17 protein-coding genes are annotated in these 17,902 nt (G+C 57.5%); 12 read left to right on the top strand and 5 right to left on the bottom strand.

Translation table 11 applies throughout. The features are described 5' to 3' along the window. Nucleotides 1-71 precede the first annotated feature (71 nt). The 4 genes from AOC04_RS13855 (at nt 72) to nadA (ending at nt 3,139) form a co-directional block, all read left to right on the top strand. Nucleotides 72-650 carry a hypothetical protein gene (locus AOC04_RS13855; RefSeq protein WP_060694276.1) on the top strand — a complete coding sequence of 193 codons (579 nt, stop codon included), beginning with the start codon at nt 72-74 and terminating at the stop codon, nt 648-650. 26 nt (nt 651-676) lie between these two features. Then, nucleotides 677-994, top strand: a complete 318-nt coding sequence (locus AOC04_RS13850; RefSeq protein ID WP_060694274.1) for a hypothetical protein — start codon at nt 677-679, stop codon at nt 992-994. Nucleotides 995-1,184: 190 nt separating this feature from the next. Continuing rightward, the gene (locus AOC04_RS13845) at nt 1,185-1,871 is read left to right on the top strand and encodes a type 1 glutamine amidotransferase domain-containing protein (protein ID WP_060694272.1); all 687 of its coding nucleotides are present in this window, start codon (nt 1,185-1,187) and stop codon (nt 1,869-1,871) included. A 209-nt stretch (nt 1,872-2,080) separates the two neighbouring features. Further along, nucleotides 2,081-3,139, top strand: coding sequence for a quinolinate synthase NadA (nadA, locus tag AOC04_RS13840; RefSeq protein ID WP_060694270.1), 1,059 nt, complete (start codon nt 2,081-2,083; stop codon nt 3,137-3,139). Between the two features lie 126 nt (nt 3,140-3,265). On the opposite strand, the gene AOC04_RS13835 is transcribed toward nadA, so the two are convergent. After that, nucleotides 3,266-4,696 carry a M48 family metalloprotease gene (locus AOC04_RS13835; protein WP_060694268.1) on the bottom strand — a complete coding sequence of 477 codons (1,431 nt, stop codon included), beginning with the start codon at nt 4,694-4,696 and terminating at the stop codon, nt 3,266-3,268. Nucleotides 4,697-4,815: 119 nt separating this feature from the next. Here AOC04_RS13835 and AOC04_RS13830 point away from each other — a divergent pair, with 119 nt between their 5' ends. Together AOC04_RS13830 and AOC04_RS13825 are read left to right on the top strand one after the other, a co-directional pair. Continuing rightward, nucleotides 4,816-5,055, top strand: a complete 240-nt coding sequence (locus AOC04_RS13830; protein ID WP_060694266.1) for a sulfurtransferase TusA family protein — start codon at nt 4,816-4,818, stop codon at nt 5,053-5,055. 28 nt (nt 5,056-5,083) lie between these two features. Next, the gene (locus tag AOC04_RS13825; RefSeq protein ID WP_060694264.1) at nt 5,084-6,154 is read left to right on the top strand and encodes an AI-2E family transporter; all 1,071 of its coding nucleotides are present in this window, start codon (nt 5,084-5,086) and stop codon (nt 6,152-6,154) included. 67 nt (nt 6,155-6,221) lie between these two features. Here the strand turns inward: AOC04_RS13825 and acnB are convergent, their stop codons facing one another. Beyond that, nucleotides 6,222-8,822, bottom strand: coding sequence for a bifunctional aconitate hydratase 2/2-methylisocitrate dehydratase (acnB, locus tag AOC04_RS13820; RefSeq protein WP_060694262.1), 2,601 nt, complete (start codon nt 8,820-8,822; stop codon nt 6,222-6,224). A gap of 406 nt (nt 8,823-9,228) precedes the next feature. Here acnB and AOC04_RS13815 point away from each other — a divergent pair, with 406 nt between their 5' ends. Further along, entirely contained in the window at nt 9,229-9,699 is a 471-nt protein-coding gene (locus tag AOC04_RS13815) for a DUF1289 domain-containing protein (protein WP_060696959.1), read from the top strand. 82 nt (nt 9,700-9,781) lie between these two features. Here the strand turns inward: AOC04_RS13815 and AOC04_RS13810 are convergent, their stop codons facing one another. Then, nucleotides 9,782-10,645: a universal stress protein gene (locus AOC04_RS13810; protein ID WP_060694260.1), complete on the bottom strand. Its 864-nt coding sequence runs from the start codon at nt 10,643-10,645 to the stop codon at nt 9,782-9,784. A gap of 221 nt (nt 10,646-10,866) precedes the next feature. Here AOC04_RS13810 and AOC04_RS13805 point away from each other — a divergent pair, with 221 nt between their 5' ends. From AOC04_RS13805 to AOC04_RS13785, 5 genes are all read left to right on the top strand, one after another. After that, nucleotides 10,867-11,475 carry a MiaE family protein gene (locus AOC04_RS13805; RefSeq protein WP_060694259.1) on the top strand — a complete coding sequence of 203 codons (609 nt, stop codon included), beginning with the start codon at nt 10,867-10,869 and terminating at the stop codon, nt 11,473-11,475. A gap of 249 nt (nt 11,476-11,724) precedes the next feature. Beyond that, complete coding sequence (locus tag AOC04_RS13800; RefSeq protein WP_060694257.1) at nt 11,725-12,198, top strand: MarR family winged helix-turn-helix transcriptional regulator; 474 nt, start codon at nt 11,725-11,727, stop codon at nt 12,196-12,198. Further along, nucleotides 12,195-13,664, top strand: coding sequence for an efflux transporter outer membrane subunit (locus AOC04_RS13795; RefSeq protein WP_060694255.1), 1,470 nt, complete (start codon nt 12,195-12,197; stop codon nt 13,662-13,664). Before AOC04_RS13800 ends, AOC04_RS13795 begins: the two co-directional genes overlap by 4 nt. 15 nt (nt 13,665-13,679) lie before the next feature. Next, a complete protein-coding gene (locus AOC04_RS13790; protein WP_060694253.1) occupies nt 13,680-14,885 on the top strand; it encodes an HlyD/EmrA/EmrK family protein in 1,206 nt (401 codons plus the stop codon). Between the two features lie 62 nt (nt 14,886-14,947). Further along, on the top strand, nt 14,948-16,477 hold the full coding sequence (locus tag AOC04_RS13785) for a DHA2 family efflux MFS transporter permease subunit (protein ID WP_060694251.1): 1,530 nt from the start codon (nt 14,948-14,950) through the stop codon (nt 16,475-16,477). Between the two features lie 110 nt (nt 16,478-16,587). On the opposite strand, the gene lpxH is transcribed toward AOC04_RS13785, so the two are convergent. Both lpxH and AOC04_RS13775 read right to left on the bottom strand, forming a co-directional pair. Beyond that, nucleotides 16,588-17,340, bottom strand: coding sequence for a UDP-2,3-diacylglucosamine diphosphatase (gene lpxH, locus AOC04_RS13780; protein WP_060694249.1), 753 nt, complete (start codon nt 17,338-17,340; stop codon nt 16,588-16,590). Then, nucleotides 17,337-17,840, bottom strand: coding sequence for a peptidylprolyl isomerase (locus tag AOC04_RS13775; RefSeq protein WP_060694247.1), 504 nt, complete (start codon nt 17,838-17,840; stop codon nt 17,337-17,339). The genes lpxH and AOC04_RS13775 overlap by 4 nt, the downstream gene beginning before the upstream one ends. Nucleotides 17,841-17,902: the final 62 nt, after the last annotated feature.

The following is a 17,902-nucleotide window of genomic DNA, read 5'->3' as shown; positions in this document are numbered from 1 at the left end:
CGTAGTTGTGGCACCTTTCGGAAAAACTGCAGTCCATTGCTCCTCACGATGCATGAAAATTCAAGGACCGAATGAAAACATCTCTCGCTTTGACCCTCGCAATAACCCTGGCTATATCAATTACCGGCTGCGGCAGCCGCCAGTCTGCAGTTCAATCCACGCCAGAACCGCTGGTGACGATGCCCGCAGATGAGCAGCATGCAAGCCTTGCGTTGCGCACGGTCGGCGGCGCAGGTGACCACCCCGTCAGCTACTCCACCGGGCCTGCCGACGCAGGTCGATATGGCATGCAGTCTGCTGGCGAACGGGTGTACGACACGGCTTATTTCAAGCGCATACCCGGCTACCTGAAAAAAATGGCCGGTGGTACGTCCAGTATCGACACGTTGGTCGAGGCTAATAAACCGCTCAAGGTCAATGCGCAGGTCAAGCAACAGGTTGCGACCCTCAACGGCATTCCCATGCATTCGATGTTCGGTTATGCCATAACGGCGCAGCCCGACACTCAAGTCTTTACCCCTAAACCCAAGACCGCTTACCTCATCGAAACAGTCATTGCAGATAACTATGTCATGACGATTTACGAGATTGCCGGCACAGGTGAGCGCAAGCCGGTGAGCGTGGTGAAATCTCAAGAAGAATTCTATTAACCCTCAATCACCCTGGAACAGCCTTTATGCCGTTACCCGTCACGTCCTCGTACCACCAGCGATTGCTCGAGCTTGAAGCCAGTGCCCCTGACGCGGCGCAACTGGCCGGGCAAATTGCCGGGGCGATAAAGTCGGAATTTCTGAGCCTGTCGGCCGAGGTGCTGGTGCAAGATCTGTTTGCGCACCTGGACCCGGTCGCACGACGGGAGACTGGTTGCGTGACGCGGCTGGCGATGTGGCTGTTCATGCTGGCAGATGCAAAAGCGCTGTCACATGCCCAGGTAGCGACATTCGTGAGCGGCGCTGCAAGTTTGGGTGGACCCGCGGGGGTGGCTGCGCTGTAGAGCCCGTTTCATATCAGGTCGGGTTTTACAGCGAACGAGTCAGCTAAACCATCAGATTGATCCGAGCGTTTTGATGCTCGTCCAGACGATTGCCCGCCTCCTGGGTGACGGCAGGCACTGAACTGCTGAGCGTTGACCATGGTCTACCCTCCAGTGCCTATGGGTTGTCTCACTCAGCAGGAGGTTAACGATGAGCAAGAAAATATTAGTGGTGCTGACCAGTGTCGAAAAATACCCCGATCTCGATCGCGCCACTGGGTTGTGGCTGGGCGAAGCGGTGCATTTTGTGCACAAGGTCGAGGCCGCGGGCTATGCCGTTGACTACGTCAGCCCGCAGGGCGGCTACACGCCGATTGATCCCCACAGCCTTGCCAAGGACATGGCCTCGCAGATTGACTGGCAGTGGTATCACGACAAGGCGTTCATGAATCGCCTGGGGGCGACGCTCAAGCCGAGTGAGGTTAACCCTGATGATTACGTCGCCATTTATTACACCGGCGGCCACGGGGTGATCTGGGACTTTCCTGATAACCCGCAGTTGCAGGCATTGAGCCGCCATATCTATGAAAGGGGCGGGGTGGTTTCGTCGGTCTGTCACGGAGCAGCGGGCTTGCTCAATATCAAACTGTCTGACGGTGAGTTGCTGATCAAGGGCAAGAAGCTTACCGGTTTCTCTAATGAAGAGGAGAAGCTGGTAGGCCTGGCTGACGTTGTGCCGTACTTGACCGAGAGCGAGTTGGTGAAGCGTGGCGCCCACTATCTAAAGGCAGGTACGCCCTGGGCGCCCTTTGCGATTGCTGACGGGCGGCTGATTACCGGTCAAAACCCGGCGTCCGGAGGCCCGGTGGCTGACCTGGTGCTGCAAGCCATCCAGTAAACCCGAGCGATGCCGGCCAGTCCGGGCGGCATCGCTTACACGTCCCTTCGCCAGATTAAACTTTTGAATCCCAAGGATATTCTGTAGCCTTGTCGCGCTTCATTGCTTGTCCGTGCCTGATAACACACATTCTCCCAGCGGGACTCGAACGGTCCAGAGCTGGTGGTACACTCGACTTTCGCGCACTAGCGCTTGCAGGTCTTGCGAACATGACGCAAATTTCTGAACGACTTCTGGTTCAAGCCCACCTCGATGCAAGGCAGCCCAAGCCTTTGACCGAGGCTCAAACCCTGAGCTTGCGGGCGCAGATCGCGGCCGAGCTTAAAGCCCGCGATGCGGTGCTGGTGGCGCATTTTTATTGTGATCCGGTGATTCAGGCCCTGGCCGAAGAAACCGGCGGTTGTGTGTCCGACTCCCTTGAAATGGCCCGCTTTGGCGCGGCACATCCAGCCAAAACCATTCTGGTTGCTGGCGTGCGCTTCATGGGCGAGACAGCCAAAATCCTGACCCCGCAAAAGCGTGTGCTGATGCCCACGCTGGAGGCGACCTGTTCGCTGGACCTGGGGTGCCCAGTCGAGGAGTTCTCGGCGTTTTGCGACAAGCATCCCGAGCGCACCGTGGTGGTGTATGCCAACACCTCGGCGGCGGTAAAGGCACGTGCGGACTGGGTAGTGACTTCCAGCTGCGCGCTGGAAATCGTCGAAAGCCTGATGGACAACGGCGAGACCATCATTTGGGGTCCCGACAAGCATCTTGGCCGTTACATCCAGCGCCAGACCGGCGCCGACATGTTGCTGTGGGACGGTGCCTGTATCGTCCACGAAGAGTTCAAATCCAAGCAACTCGAAGACATGAAGGCGCTGTACCCCGATGCGGCGATCCTGGTTCACCCGGAGTCGCCGGAGTCGGTGATTGATCTGGCTGACGCCGTGGGTTCTACCAGCCAACTGATCGCGGCCGCGCAAATCCTGCCGAATAAAACTTTCATCGTGGCCACCGATCGCGGCATTTTTTACAAAATGCAGCAGCTGTGCCCGGACAAGGTGTTTATTGAAGCGCCAACCGCGGGTAACGGTGCGGCATGCCGCAGTTGCGCGCATTGTCCGTGGATGGCAATGAACACGCTGGAGCGCACCCTTGAGTGCCTGCAGCAGGGGACCAATGAGATCTTTGTCGATCCGGCGCTGGTGCCTCAGGCAATTCGTCCGCTTAAACGCATGCTGGATTTCACCCAGGCCGCGCGTTTGAAGCTGGCGGGCAATGCCTGATAACAAATAAACATATAAACAAACCGTAGGAGCGAGCTTGCTCGCGAGCTTTTGCTTGTGAGCGCCTCGTTGGCACATGGAAAGAGCTCGCGAGCAAGCTCGCTCCTACAGGGGCGGGGGGCAGGGTTAGTTCATCATGTCTTTGAGCGCGCGTTCCTGATCCATCAGTTCGCGCTTGCGGGCATCCAGTCGCGATGACAGCTGGAAGTTGTTGGTGAGCTTTTGTGCGAAATCCAGCTGTTGTATGGCCTGGCGGAAATCACCGACCAGGGCAAAATACTCGGCCCGGGCCTGATGCAGGCCAATGATGTTGCCCGACAACCCCCGTGTCTCGGCGACCGAGTACCAGACATCCGGGTCATCCGGGCGGCTCTTGAGCAGTGCTTCCAACGCTTTGTCGGCATCGGCCGGGCGGTTTTGCTTGAGCAACAGATCAACCCTGGCTTGATTGAGCGGGTAGTTGCCCGGGTACAGGGTGCGCATTCTGTCGACCCGCTGCTGGGCATCAGCCAGGCGGTTGCTGTCTATATCCAGTTCAATTTGCGCCAGATTATAGGTGATGTCGTTCGGTGCCTTGTCCAGCAGTAACTTGAGGTTTTCCCGGGCCTCGTTGAACTGGCTGCCCTTGATTTGGGCTATCGCCAGGCCATAACGCGCCACATCGTTCTTCGGGTTTTCATCCAGTTGCTGGCGAAAGCGTTTGGCGGCAATACCCGGGGTTTCTTCATAGTTGAGCTGCACGCGGGCGCGAATCAACTGGTAGCGCAAACTGTCTTCGGTGCCGCCGATTTTTGCCTGTTCGGCGCGGTTGCGGGTGTCGGCGATACGCGATTCGGTGACCGGGTGAGTCAGCAAAAACTCTGGCGGTCTTGCGTCAAAGCGGTACTGGCGCATCAGACGTTCAAACATGGTCGGCATCGAGCGGGGGTCGTAGCCGGCTTTTTCCAGGTTGAGGATGCCGATGCGGTCGGCCTCTTGTTCATTTTGTCGCGAGAAGCGTCGCTGTTCTTGCAACGCGGCGGCCTGGGTCCCGGCTATGGCGGCAATCCCGGCGTCACCGGCACCAGAAGCTGCGACGATGATCCCGGCCAGCAACGCCGCCATCATCGGCAACTGCATGCGTTGCTGGGCTTCGACGCCCCGGGCGAAGTGGCGTTGCGACAAGTGAGCCAGTTCGTGAGCCAGCACCGAGGCGTATTCACCTTCGGTTTGCGCGTTGAGGAACAGGCCGCCGTTGACTCCGATGATCCCGCCGGGCGCGGCAAAGGCATTGAGCTGCGGGCTGTCGATCAGAATGAATTCCAGCCGGCGGTCTTGCACCTGGCTGGTTTCGACCAGTTTGTAGACGCTGGTTTCGACGTAGTCCTTAAGCTGTGGATCGTTGAGCTGTGCCACTTGCCCGCGCAGCATGCTCAGCCAGGCGCGACCCAGTTGGTATTCTTGTTGGGGGGAGACAATGGACGAACTGGCGTCGCCCAGAGACGGTAAATCGTCGGCAAAACTCGGTGATGCGAGCAGGCAAGCGAGCGTCAATAGGGTCGGGCGCAGAAAAGTCATGCACAAAGCTCTGGTCGGTAAAGCGCTTACTGTAGCTGCCCGCGTGTCCGGCGACCAGTAGCGGCTCAGCTTGGGGTATTCTAGCCGGCTGCAAAATGCCGACCCTGGAGGAGCACGTAATGACTGATGCGTTGGCGCATGATGCGCTGGTGGATGCCAGCGGCCTGAATTGCCCGTTGCCACTGCTCAAGGCCAAGCTGGAGCTCAATCGTCTGGTCAGTGGTCAGACCCTCAAAGTGATCGCCACGGACGCCGGTTCGCAGCGAGATTTTCGGACCTTTGCACGTTTGGCAGGCCATGAACTGCTGCGTGAAGAGAATGATGCCGGCATTTATTGCTACTGGTTACGCAAGGCCTGAATACCGGGCTTTGTTCTGAGGAATATCGATGTTCAAAGTGTTACGTGATTGGGTTCAGCGCTATTTCTCTGATGAGGAGGCAGTGGTGCTGGCGGTGTTGCTGGTTCTGGCCTTTACCGCCGTGCTGACCTTGGGCGGCATGCTGGCGCCGGTACTGGCGGGGATGGTGCTGGCGTATCTGATGCAGGGCCTGGTGGTGGCTCTGGAGCGGTTGCGGGTGCCGGGTGCCGCTGCGGTTGGCCTGGTGTTTGCGCTGTTCATGGGGCTGCTGCTGGTATTCATCGTGGTGGTGGTGCCGCTGTTGTGGCATCAGTTGATCACGCTGTTCAACGAGTTGCCGGGCATGCTGGCCAAGTGGCAATCGCTCCTGTTGCTGTTGCCGGAGCGGTATCCGCATCTGGTGTCCGATGAGCAGGTGCTGCAGGCCATTGAAGTGGCCCGTGGTGAAATCGGAAAGTTCGGGCAACTGGCACTGACCTTTTCCCTGTCCAGTTTGCCGCTGTTAGTCAACATCATGATTTATCTGGTGCTGGTGCCGATACTGGTGTTCTTCTTCCTTAAAGACCGGGCAGTGATCGGTCGTTGGGTGCGTGGCTATTTGCCTCGCGAGCGGGCGTTGATTACCCGTGTCGCCGAAGAAATGAACCGCCAGATTGCCAATTACATTCGCGGCAAAGTCATCGAGATCATTATTTGCGGGGGGGTGACCTACATCGCATTTGTCACCATGGGCCTTAACTACGCGGCGCTGCTGGCGCTATTGGTTGGCGTCTCGGTGGTGGTGCCGTATGTGGGGGCCGTGGTGGTGACGGTTCCAGTGCTGCTGATTGCGCTGTTTCAGTGGGGCTGGAGTGACCAGTTCATCTATCTGATGGCGGTCTACGGGATCATTCAGACCCTGGATGGCAATGTGCTGGTGCCCTTGCTGTTTTCTGAGGCCGTGAGTTTGCACCCGGTGGCAATCATTTGCGCGGTGCTGTTGTTTGGCGGGTTGTGGGGTTTTTGGGGGGTGTTTTTCGCGATACCGCTGGCGACCCTGTTCAAGGCTGTACTTGATGCCTGGCCGCGGGAGCAGCAAATCGTCGCACCGCTGCTTTAGTTTTTTATCCCGCCCATAAAAAAGCCCCGGCTCACAAGAGCCGGGGCTTTTTCGTTACTGCATCAGCTTACGCTTGAATAACCGGGATATTGGCATTGGCTGCCGCTTCACGGAATTCGGCGATCTGATCAAAGCTCAGATAGCGGTACACGTCCGCCGCCATGGTGTTGATCTCTGCCGCGTAGACCATGTATTCCTCTACGGTAGGCAGACGGCCCAGGATCGAGGCTACCGACGCCAACTCGGCCGAAGCCAGGTAAACGTTCGCGCCGTCACCCAGACGGTTCGGGAAGTTACGGGTCGACGTCGACACCACGGTGGAGTTCGGCTCAACGCGTGCCTGGTTACCCATGCACAGCGAGCAGCCCGGCATTTCCATGCGTGCGCCTGCTTTGCCGAAGATGCCGTAGTAGCCTTCTTCCGTCAGTTGGTGAGCGTCCATCTTGGTCGGCGGCGACAGCCACAGACGGGTTGGCAGCTGACCTTTGACCTTGTCCAGCAACTTGCCCGCAGCGCGGAAGTGGCCGATGTTGGTCATGCACGAACCGATGAACACTTCGTCGATTTTCTCACCGGCAACGCTCGACAACAGACGGGCATCATCCGGGTCGTTTGGTGCGCAGAGCACAGGCTCTTTGATGTCAGCCAGATCGATTTCGATGATTTCAGCGTATTCGGCGTCGGCATCAGCTTCCATCAGCTCAGGGTTGGCCACCCAGGCTTCCATCGCTTGAGCGCGACGCTCAAGGGTACGAGCGTCGCCGTAGCCTTCACCGATCATCCAGCGCAGCAGGGTGATGTTGGAGTTCAGGTATTCGGTGATGGACTCTTTGGACAGCTTGATGGTGCAGCCTGCAGCCGAACGTTCTGCCGAGGCGTCGGACAGTTCGAACGCTTGCTCGATGCTCAGGTTGTCCAGGCCTTCGATTTCCAGGATACGACCCGAGAATTCGTTGATCTTGCCTTTCTTCTCGACCGTCAGCAGACCCTTCTGGATAGCGACGTAAGGAATGGCATGCACCAGGTCACGCAGGGTGATACCCGGCTGCATTTCACCTTTGAAGCGAACCAGGATCGATTCCGGCATGTCCAGTGGCATTACGCCAGTGGCTGCGGCAAACGCAACCAGGCCCGAACCGGCCGGGAACGAAATGCCCATCGGGAAACGGGTGTGGGAGTCGCCGCCGGTGCCGACGGTATCCGGCAGCAGCATACGGTTCAGCCAGCTGTGGATGATGCCGTCGCCCGGACGCAGGGAAACGCCGCCGCGGGTCATGATGAAGTCTGGCAGGGTGTGGTGCGTGGTCACGTCGATCGGCTTTGGATAGGCCGCGGTGTGGCAGAACGACTGCATGACCAGATCGGCCGAGAAGCCCAGGCACGCCAGGTCTTTCAGTTCGTCACGGGTCATTGGACCGGTGGTGTCCTGAGAACCTACGGTGGTCATCTTCGGTTCGCAGTAAGTGCCTGGACGAACGCCAGTCACGCCGCATGCCTTGCCGACCATTTTCTGCGCCAGGGTGAAACCCTTGGTGCTTTCAACAGGCGCTTCGGGCTTTTTGAACAGGTCGGATGGACCCAGACCCAGTTCGGCACGGGCCTTCTCGGTCAGGCCACGGCCAATGATCAACGGGATACGGCCGCCAGCACGAACTTCGTCCAGCAGAACCGGGGTCTTCATTTCGAAGGTGGTGATGACTTCGTCAGTACCGTGCTTGCAAACCTTGCCAGCGTGCGGGTACAGGTCGATCACGTCGCCCATGTTGATGTTGCTGACATCGAATTCGATTGGCAGTGCGCCAGCATCTTCCATGGTGTTGTAGAAGATCGGAGCGATTTTGCTGCCGAAGCAGAAACCGCCGGCACGCTTGTTCGGTACATAAGGGACGTCGTCGCCGAAGAACCACAGTACGGAGTTGGTTGCCGATTTACGCGAAGAACCGGTACCGACTACGTCGCCGACGTAAGCGATAGGGAAGCCGGCGTTGCGCATTTCTTCAATTTGCTTCATCGGACCGATGGAGCCTTGAACGTCCGGCACGATGCCTTCGCGAGCCATTTTCAGCATGGCCAGGGCGTGCAGCGGGATGTCAGGGCGCGACCAGGCGTCCGGTGCCGGCGACAGGTCGTCGGTGTTGGTTTCGCCAGTGACCTTGAACACGCGCAGGCTGATTTTGTCAGCCAGGGTAGGACGGTTCTTGAACCACTCGCCGTCAGCCCAGGATTGCACCACGGCTTTAGCGTGGACATTGCCGTTTTTGGCTTTTTCAGCGACGTCGTGGAAGGCGTCGAACATCAGCAGGGTGTGCTTGAGTTGCGCGGCGGCAACCGGTGCCAGCTCTGCGTCGTCCAGCATCTCGACCAGAGTCACGATGTTGTAGCCGCCTTGCATGGTGCCAAGCAGTTCAACAGCGCGTTTTTTGTCGATCAGAGGGGAGGTTGCTTCGCCTTTGGCGATGGCGGACAGGAAGCCGGCCTTCACGTAGGCAGCTTCGTCAACACCTGGTGGAATACGGTTGGTGATCAGGTCGACGAGGAATGCTTCTTCGCCTGCAGGCGGGTTTTTCAGCAGTTCGACCAGGCTTGCGGTTTGTTCGGCGTTAAGCGGCTGGGGAACGATACCCAGGGCTGCACGCTCTTCGATATGTTTGCGGTAGGCTTCAAGCACAGTTATTACCCTCATCATTGGTCCCAAATGGGTGTCCGGGACGCTCATCCAGGAATGCCGAGCACTCATGCGCTGCGGGGCTTTTTGAGCCGCTTAGCCAGAGTTTCAAGGATTCCCAACAGAAGCTGTTTTCAAAGTTTTACGCCTTCCGAACGGGGAGGATAATGAATGTTGATGCGGGCATTTGCAGTGCAAACACCCCACATCAACACCGTTCTTCGGGATCAACTGTGCTCGTGACGCTTTGAAAACAGCTTCTAACGGACATTGGCGCCTTAAAAGGCAGGCCGATTCTACGGTAAAAAATTGTTAAAGGTAAGTTAGCCCCTGAAGGTTGAGGGGTGATCTGCGTTAGACAAAGGGCTAACATGTGCGCCTGTTTCGCTCTGCAGTGCTCTATTTCGCCATGTCCAATCAAACCATCAAGACTCCCTGTATCGGCCTTTGCTCAACGGTTTACGGCGACCTTGTGTGCCGCGGTTGCAAGCGCTTCCATCACGAAGTGATCAACTGGAATGGCTATGACGAGCAGGCAAAGCGTGCAGTCTGGCTGCGTCTGGAGCAGCTTTTGGTACAGGTGATGACGGGCAAGGTGGAAGTGTTCGACCCCGCTGCGTTGCGTGGTCAACTGGTGGCCCGCAAGATCCGTTTTGTGCCCCATCAATCTGAATATTGCTGGGCGTATCAATTGATTGCGCGTGGCGCGCGGGTGATCAATCAACTGGAAATGTACGGCATGGTGCTGCTGCCGGAGTTTCGTGACTGGGGCCTGCCCGAGTTGCGCGACGCCATCGATCGGGAATTCTTCCTGCTGTCCGAAGCCCACTACGAGCGCTATATAGCCCCGGGCTTTCTCAAGGATGCGATGGGGCAGTAAGCATCCTTGTAGGGGCTGGCCTGCCAGCGATGCAGCCATCGCCGGCCAGGCTCCTACAGTTGTGACATGGCTGCCATAAGGGTCACGCCTTGGCTGCTTTTTGCTCCAGGTGCTGGATGATGTCATCAGGCTTGAGCACCAGAATGTCGCATTCAAGCTTGTCTATCACCACCTCTGCGGTATTGCCGATCAGCGCTCCCGGCAGCCCGGTGCGGGCTACGGTACCGATCACGGTTACTACCGCATCCAGCTTTCTGGCCACCTGTTGAATAATGATGTCTGCTGGCCCTTCATTAATATGCAGGCGACTGTCATCAATTTCGTATTCGTCCTGAAACTCTTTGCAGGCAGCTCTGTAACTGGCTTCGTACTGGGTGTCCACGGGGTAGACCGCATCGACCGCGGCCAGCATCGGCGCCGGGTGCGCGCTGACCACGTGCAACTGGCCATGGGCGAGGCTGGCGACGCGAAAGCCTTGGTCGATAATGGTTTTGTGCAGGACCATGTGCTCTTCATCGCTGTTGCCCACATCAACCGCCGCCAGCACCACGCCGCCGTTCCAGCCTCTGGCGTGTTTGACCATCAATACCGGGCACGGGCAATCACGCAGCAACTTCCAGTCTTCCGGCGTGAGCAGCAGTTTTTTCAGGATGGAGTCGGGGACGTGCTGCTTTATCACCAGTGCACAGCCCTTTGCCTGCTGCTCCCTAATGATGGTGGCGTGCTGGCTTTCGTGCCAGGTCTGGTTGGTGGTCACGCTGTAAGCCTCGGTGCTCAGGCTGTTTTGCAGCACGCTGAGCAAGGCCGTATGGTCGTTTTCTTTATCGCATATCAACAGATGCAAGTGCGCCTTGGTGCTGTTGGCGATCTCCTTGGCGCGCTTGAGGGAGAAGCTTTCCATCAATTGGGGTTCGATGACGACCAAAAGGCTGCGTATGGTTTGCATGAACGGTAACTCCAAATGTTTTCAGGCGATTTGAAGTCACTATAGTTGCTCGTCAGTCGTAGCCGTGTTGATGCATATCAAGTCGTGCGGCTGGTACTGCGCAGCAGGGGCCGTATAATCGGCGCCCCTCGCCTTAATCCAGTCTTTGTGAGCCACATGTCAGCAATTTTTCAAAACACTGCCGGTCTGCTGTGCAACCCCCTATGTTCGGGAGCGCGCCCGTGATTCTTCCTGAAATTCATGAGTTTTTGGGCTGTCGGACCCCTGACGGCTGGATTGCGGCCGCACTGGCAGATCAGGAAACCTTGCTGATCGATCACAAAAATTGCGAATTCAAGGCCGCCAGCACCGCATTGAGCCTGATCGCCAAGTACCACTCCCATGTCGATCTGATCAACATGATGTCGCGTCTGGCCCGTGAAGAGCTGGTGCACCACGAGCAAGTCATGCGCCTGATGAAAAAGCGCAAGATTGAACTGCGTCAGTTGTCTGCCGGGCGCTATGCCTCTGGGCTGCGCAAGGTCGTGCGCAATCACGAACCGGTAAAGCTGGTGGACACGCTGGTGGTGGGTGCCTTTATTGAAGCGCGCAGTTGCGAGCGATTCGAAGCCCTGGTGCCGCATCTGGACGAGGAACTGGGCAAGTTCTACTTCGGGCTGCTCAAAAGCGAAGCACGGCACTTCCAAGGCTACTTGAAACTCGCCTACCAATACGGCGATGCCAAGGATATTGCTCAGGTTATCGAGCGGGTGAGGGTGGCCGAGCAGGAACTCATCGAATCGCCGGATGTTGAATTCCGTTTCCATAGCGGCGTGCCAGGCCAGGCATAAAGTTTGTAGCAGCTGAAGAAGGAACGAGGCTGCGTTCGATGGCGAGGTAATCATTAAGTCTGAGCGTGCGGTTTTTCTGTAGAGCCACATGGCCTGTTTTACGGCGACTTCGTCGCCGGACGCAGCCTCGTTATTCGCCAGCTGCTACGTGGATTCGGATAGCCTGATAGATAGCTGCCTAATAATCGACTTGACATTAGCTGCCTAGACAGTAATATTTCGAAACATTACTGCCTAGGCAGCTTCCTCATGAAGCATTTCCATCCCGATACTTTTCAAAATTGCACCCTGGGCTTGCTCCTGGGGCGTACTGCGATGCTCAAAGACCGCATTATTGACCGTCATATGGAGCCTTTCGGCATCACGGCGGCGCAGTTCAAAGTGCTGATCATCATGGCCCAGTTCGACGTCGATACCCCGGCCGAGCTCTGCCGTCACCTGTCACTGGACAGCGGCTCGATGACTCGCATGCTTGATCGCCTGGAACAGAAAAATCTATTGATACGCCAGCGATCCGAGTCTGACCGCCGCCAGGTACGTCTGGTACTCACCGATGACGGTCAGGCATTGGCGGCCCTGCTGCCGCAGGTTGGCGCCGATGCAATGAACCAGTTGGCAAGCGCTATCAGCCCGCAAGAGTTGCAAAGCCTGGAACAGATCCTCAAAAAAATACTGCTGGCGGCCGGTGACCCGATCACCGTCATGCGTTTGGGTGAAAAATGAGCAACAAAACGCTACGTACAGGCCTGAGCCTGGTATTTGTGTCCATGGCTTTGGCCGGCTGCGCCAGTTACAGCGGGTTGAGCACCGATGGCGCCAGTCTTGAGGCGAAAAACCTCAAGGCGGCACAGTCGCTCAACGGAGTCAGCGTGACGCCAGCCGCCTGGCCGCAAAAAGACTGGTGGAAACGTCTGGGCGACGGACAACTCGACGAGTTGATTCAGGAAGCGTTGCGCGACAGCCCTGATATGCAGATTGCCAGTGCCCGGGTTCATCAGGCGAGCGCGGCGGCGGGTGCAGCCAATGCCGCGCGCATGCCGACCCTCGATGTCGAGGCTGATGTCACGCGGTCACGCTTGTCACGCTCCCAGGATCCGAGCGGTCGGGGCGGTGTTTATGACACGGTGCGCGACGTCAATCTGACATTCAATTACACCTTCGATCTGTGGGGCGGTCAACGCGATGCCTGGGAGGCCGCTCTGGGTCAAGCCCGGGCCGCTGAGGTCGACGGCCAGGCGGCGAGTCTGACTCTGGCTGCTGATGTGGCGCGGGCTTACAGCAACCTGGGGCATGCCTACAGCGTGCGTGATCTGGCCAATGACGATCTGGCGCGTACTCGCCAAATGCTCGACTTGAGCAAGCGACGCCTGCAAGCCGGAATCGACAGCCACTATCAATACCAACAAACCGAAAGCCTTGAGGCCAGCTCCCAGGAGCAAGTGATCAATGCTGAAAAACAACTCAAAAGCGCACGTATTGCGCTGGCGGTGTTGTTGGGCAAGGGGCCGGATCGCGGCATAGAGATTGCCCGGCCGAAAATTCTGACCCCTGGCGCGGTGGCGTTGCCGAGCACCTTGCCCGCCGATTTGCTTGGCCGTCGTCCCGATCTGGTCGCTGCCCGCTGGCGGGTTGAGGCAGCCAGCAAAAATATTGCCGCTGCCAAAACTCGCTTTTATCCCAATCTCAACTTGAGCGCAGTGGCGGGTACTCAGTCGTTGCTGGGCGATGCCTTGTTCGGTTCGGCCAGCCGCTTCTTCAATATTGCGCCTGCCGTTTCACTGCCGATCTTTGATGGTGGTCGTCTGCGTGCCGGCCTGGATGCCGAGGACGCCAATTACGATCTGGCCGTGGCGCAATACAACAAGTCCCTGGTGGCGGCACTGGGTGATGTCAGCGATACCCTGGAGCAGTTAAAAGCCATGGGGCAGCAGATCAGCGCTCAGCAGCGGTCGGCGGATATTGCTCAAGAGTCCTACAACACCGGGTTGCAGCGCTATGAATCGGGCGTGGGCAACTACCTCGATGTCCTCAGCATTGAGCAACAACTGCTCCAGGCCCAGCGCCAGTTGGCGGACCTGAATGCGGAGCAGATCGACCTTTCGATTCAACTGATGCAAGCCCTGGGCGGTGGCTTTGAGCCCGGTAACACGGTTGCGGCCGTTCCCACTCAAGCCTCGCTGGCAGAATAAATTTAGGTACTCGTCATGGCCACTGTGCAAACACCGAATGAAACGCAACAAAACCAGGACGCTGGCAATCAGCGCAAACGCAAGCTCTGGCTCGGCGGGCTGGCAATTCTGGTGATCCTGGTCGCGTTGGGCGTCTGGGCCTGGCATGAACTGTATGGTCGCTGGAGTGAAAGTACGGACGACGCTTATGTAAACGGCAACGTGGTGGAAATCACCCCGCTGGTCACTGGGACGGTGGTGAGTATCGGCGCCGATGATGGCGATCTGGTTCATGAAGGGCAGGTGCTGCTCAACTTCGATCCAAGCGATGCTCTGGTTGGCTTGCAGAGTGCCGAGGCCAATCTGGCCCGCACTGTGCGTCAGGTCCGGGGCCTGTTCAGCGATGTGAACGGCATGAATGCCCAGGTCTCGGCGCAAAAAGTAGAAGTACAAAAGGCCCAGGACAACTACAACCGCCGCAAGAGCCTGGCAGCGGGCGGGGCGATTTCCCAGGAAGAGCTGTCCCATGCACGGGATGATCTGGCCTCTGCTCAAAGTGCCTTGCGCAATGCCGAGCAAAAGCTTGATACCACCAGTGCACTGGTGGATAACACCACGATTGCCGATCATCCCGATGTGAAGGCTGCTGCAGCGCAGTTACGCCAGGCGTACCTGGCAAATGCCCGCTCTACGTTGATTGCACCTGTGACCGGCTATGTGGCCAAGCGAACCGTCCAGTTGGGTCAGCGGGTTCAGCCGGGTACCGCCTTGATGGCCGTCATTCCACTGAATCAGTTATGGATTGATGCCAACTTCAAGGAAACCCAGTTGCACAAGATGCGCATCGGTCAGCCGGTGGACATCGAGTCTGATATCTATGGCAGTGACGTGAAGTACAGCGGCACCATCGACAGTATCGGTTCCGGTACCGGCAGCGCTTTCGCCCTGTTGCCGGCGCAAAACGCCACGGGCAACTGGATCAAGATCGTACAGCGGGTACCCGTGCGCATTCATATCAATGCCGATGAGCTGGAAAAGCATCCACTGCGCGTTGGCTTGTCGACCACGGTCGATGTGAATCTGCATGATCAGAGTGGCCCGGTGCTGGCCCAGCAGCCCCCGCAAAAGGCGTCGTTCACGACCAATGTGTACGAGAAGCAACTGGCTGATGCCGATGCCATGATTACGCGCTTGATTGACAGCAACAGTGCTGTGACGGGTAAAACCGCCGTTCAACGCTGATTCGCCAATCCATAGGCCCTGCCGTGCGGTAGGGCTGCAACCCAGGTTTTAAAGGATTTGCGATGAGTACAAACGCGTCTTTTTCCCCGCCCAGCTTAGTGCTCGCCACCATTGGCCTGTCGCTGGCGACTTTTATGCAGGTGCTCGATACCACTATTGCCAACGTTGCTTTGCCCACCATCTCCGGCAACCTGGGGGTGAGTTCGGAGCAGGGCACGTGGGTGATTACTTCATTTGCTGTAAGTAACGCGATTGCCTTGCCATTGACTGGCTGGCTGAGCCGGCGCTTTGGTGAGGTGAAGCTGTTTCTGTGGGCCACGATTCTGTTCGTACTGGCTTCGTTCCTGTGCGGTATTTCTACGTCGATGCCCGAACTGGTCGGCTTCCGGGTGCTGCAAGGGTTGGTCGCCGGGCCGTTGTATCCCATGACCCAGACCCTGTTGATTGCGGTGTACCCCCCCGCGAAACGGGGGATGGCATTGGCATTGCTGGCGATGGTCACGGTGGTTGCGCCCATTGCCGGACCCATATTGGGTGGCTGGATCACGGACAGTTACAGTTGGCCGTGGATCTTCTTTATCAACATTCCTATTGGCTTCTTTGCCGTGATGGTGGTTCGCCAGCAGCTCAAGGCCCGTCCTGTGGTTATCACCCGTCAGCCGATGGACTATGTAGGTCTCATTACCCTGATCATTGGTGTCGGAGCGCTGCAGATCGTGCTCGACAAAGGCAATGATCTGGACTGGTTTGAGTCCAGCTTCATCCTGCTGGGCACTGCATTGTCAGTGGTGGCACTGGCGGCTTTTATCATTTGGGAAATGACCGACAAGCACCCGATCGTGAATTTGCGTTTATTTGCTTATCGCAACTTTCGCATCGGCACCATCGTGCTGGTATTGGGCTATGCCGGTTTCTTCGGCATCAACCTGATCCTGCCGCAATGGCTGCAGACACAGATGGGTTACACCGCGACCTGGGCTGGTTTGGCGGTGGCTCCGATCGGGATTTTGCCGGTGTTGATGTCGCCGTTTGTGGGCAAATACGCGCATAAATTTGATTTGCGGCTGTTGGCAGGGCTGGCCTTTTTGGCGATTGGCCTGAGTTGCTTTATGCGGGCCGACTTCACCAGTCAGGTGGACTTCCAGCATGTGGCGTTGGTGCAGCTGTTTATGGGGATTGGCGTTGCGCTGTTCTTTATGCCGACCCTGAGTATCTTGATGTCGGATTTGCCGCCGCATCAAATCGCCGATGGCGCCGGGTTGGCGACGTTCTTGCGCACGCTAGGGGGGAGTTTTGCGGCATCCCTGACCACCTGGATCTGGATTCGTCGTGCGGATCAGCACCATGCCTACATGAGTGAAAGCATGAGCACCTATGATCCCGTCACCCGGCATGCGCTGGAGAATCTGGGCGGGGCGAGTACCAAGGCCTACGCGCAGCTTGACCAGGTATTGACCAGCCAGGCCTATATGCTGTCGACCGTGGACTACTTCACGTTGATGGGCTGGATGTTTATGGGGCTGATCTTGCTGGTGTGGCTGGCCAAGCCGCCGTTTGCGGCGAAACCCGGGCCGGCGGCGAGCGGACATTAAACCTGCTAAAGCCTGAAACTTGTGGGAGCCGGCTTGCCGGCGATGGTGTTGCCCGGGTCTGGTCGATCCGCCGGGGTGATGCCATCGCCGGCAAGCCAGCTCCCACATTCCTACTGTTCGCGGTGTTGCAATAAAGGCGGGGTGGCGAAATCAAACGGCGCCAGTTGCATGCCTTGCTCATCCACTTGCAGCGCCCAGCCTTGTTTGTCCCAGTCGCCGAGCACAATGCGCCTGGCAGCCTGTTCGCCAATCTGCAATTTGTGAATCGCCGGGCGGTGGGTGTGCCCGTGAATCAGCGAGCGTACGCCATGGCGCGCCATGACCCGCGGCACTTCTTCGGGGGTCACATCAACAATGTCGTTGGCTTTCATGCGGGTCTGCGCGCGGCTTTCGCTGCGTAGCTTGCGCGCCAGTTTATGACGGGTGCTCAGTGGCAGGTGGCGCAATATCCACATGATCACAGGGTTGCGCAGGTAGCGTCGCAGACGCATGTAGGATTCGTCGCGGGTGCACAGGCTATCGCCGTGCATCAGCAAGACCGGTTCGCCGTAGAAATCGACAACGGTGGGGTCTTTGATCAGGGTGCAGCCAGCCGCTTTACAAAAGGCCTGGCCAAGCAAAAAGTCGCGATTGCCGTGCATCAGAAAAATCTGTGTGCCGCTATCGCTCAGTGTCCGCAGCGCTTCACAGATAGAGCGCTGGTAGGGCGTCATTGCATCGTCGCCTATCCAGGCTTCGAAAAAATCACCCAGGATGTACAGCGCCTGAGCCGAGCGCGCACGCCCGGTCAGGAAATCCAGAAACGCCCGGGTTATGTCCGGGCGCTCCTCTTCCAGATGCAAATCTGAAATCAGCAGTATCACTCAATGATCTCTGCTTTCTCGACAATCACGTCGTCTACCGGCACGTCTTGATGGCCAGCTTTGGAAGTGGTTTTGACACCTTTGATCTTGTCGACAACATCCTGACCTTCAACCACTTTACCGAATACGGCATAGCCCCAGCCTTGAGCAGTTTTGCCGGAGTGGTTGAGGAAGCTGTTGTCAGCCACGTTGATGAAGAACTGGGCGGAAGCCGAATGCGGCTCCATGGTGCGAGCCATGGCCACGGTGTACTTCTCGTTTGGCAGGCCGTTGTCAGCTTCGTTCTGAATGCTTGGGCGCTTGTCTTTCTTTTCTTTCATGCCAGGTTCGAAGCCGCCGCCCTGAACCATGAAGTTACCGATTACACGGTGAAACACGGTGTTTTCATAGTGACCGGCTTTTACGTATTCGATGAAGTTGGCGACGGTGATCGGCGCTTTTTCAGCGTTCAGCTCAATCACGATGTCGCCGTGGTTGGTAGTCAGTTTTACTTTGGACATGATTGCTATCGCTCTATCAGATGAATTCGGTGAGCTTTTTAACCCGGCCTGTTGGCCAGAGG

The sequence above is a fragment of the Pseudomonas versuta genome, assembly GCF_001294575.1.
Taxonomy (GTDB): domain Bacteria; phylum Pseudomonadota; class Gammaproteobacteria; order Pseudomonadales; family Pseudomonadaceae; genus Aquipseudomonas; species Aquipseudomonas versuta.
The sequence above is the reverse complement of the archived record's forward strand: the minus strand, read 5'-3'. Positions and strand labels throughout refer to the sequence as shown.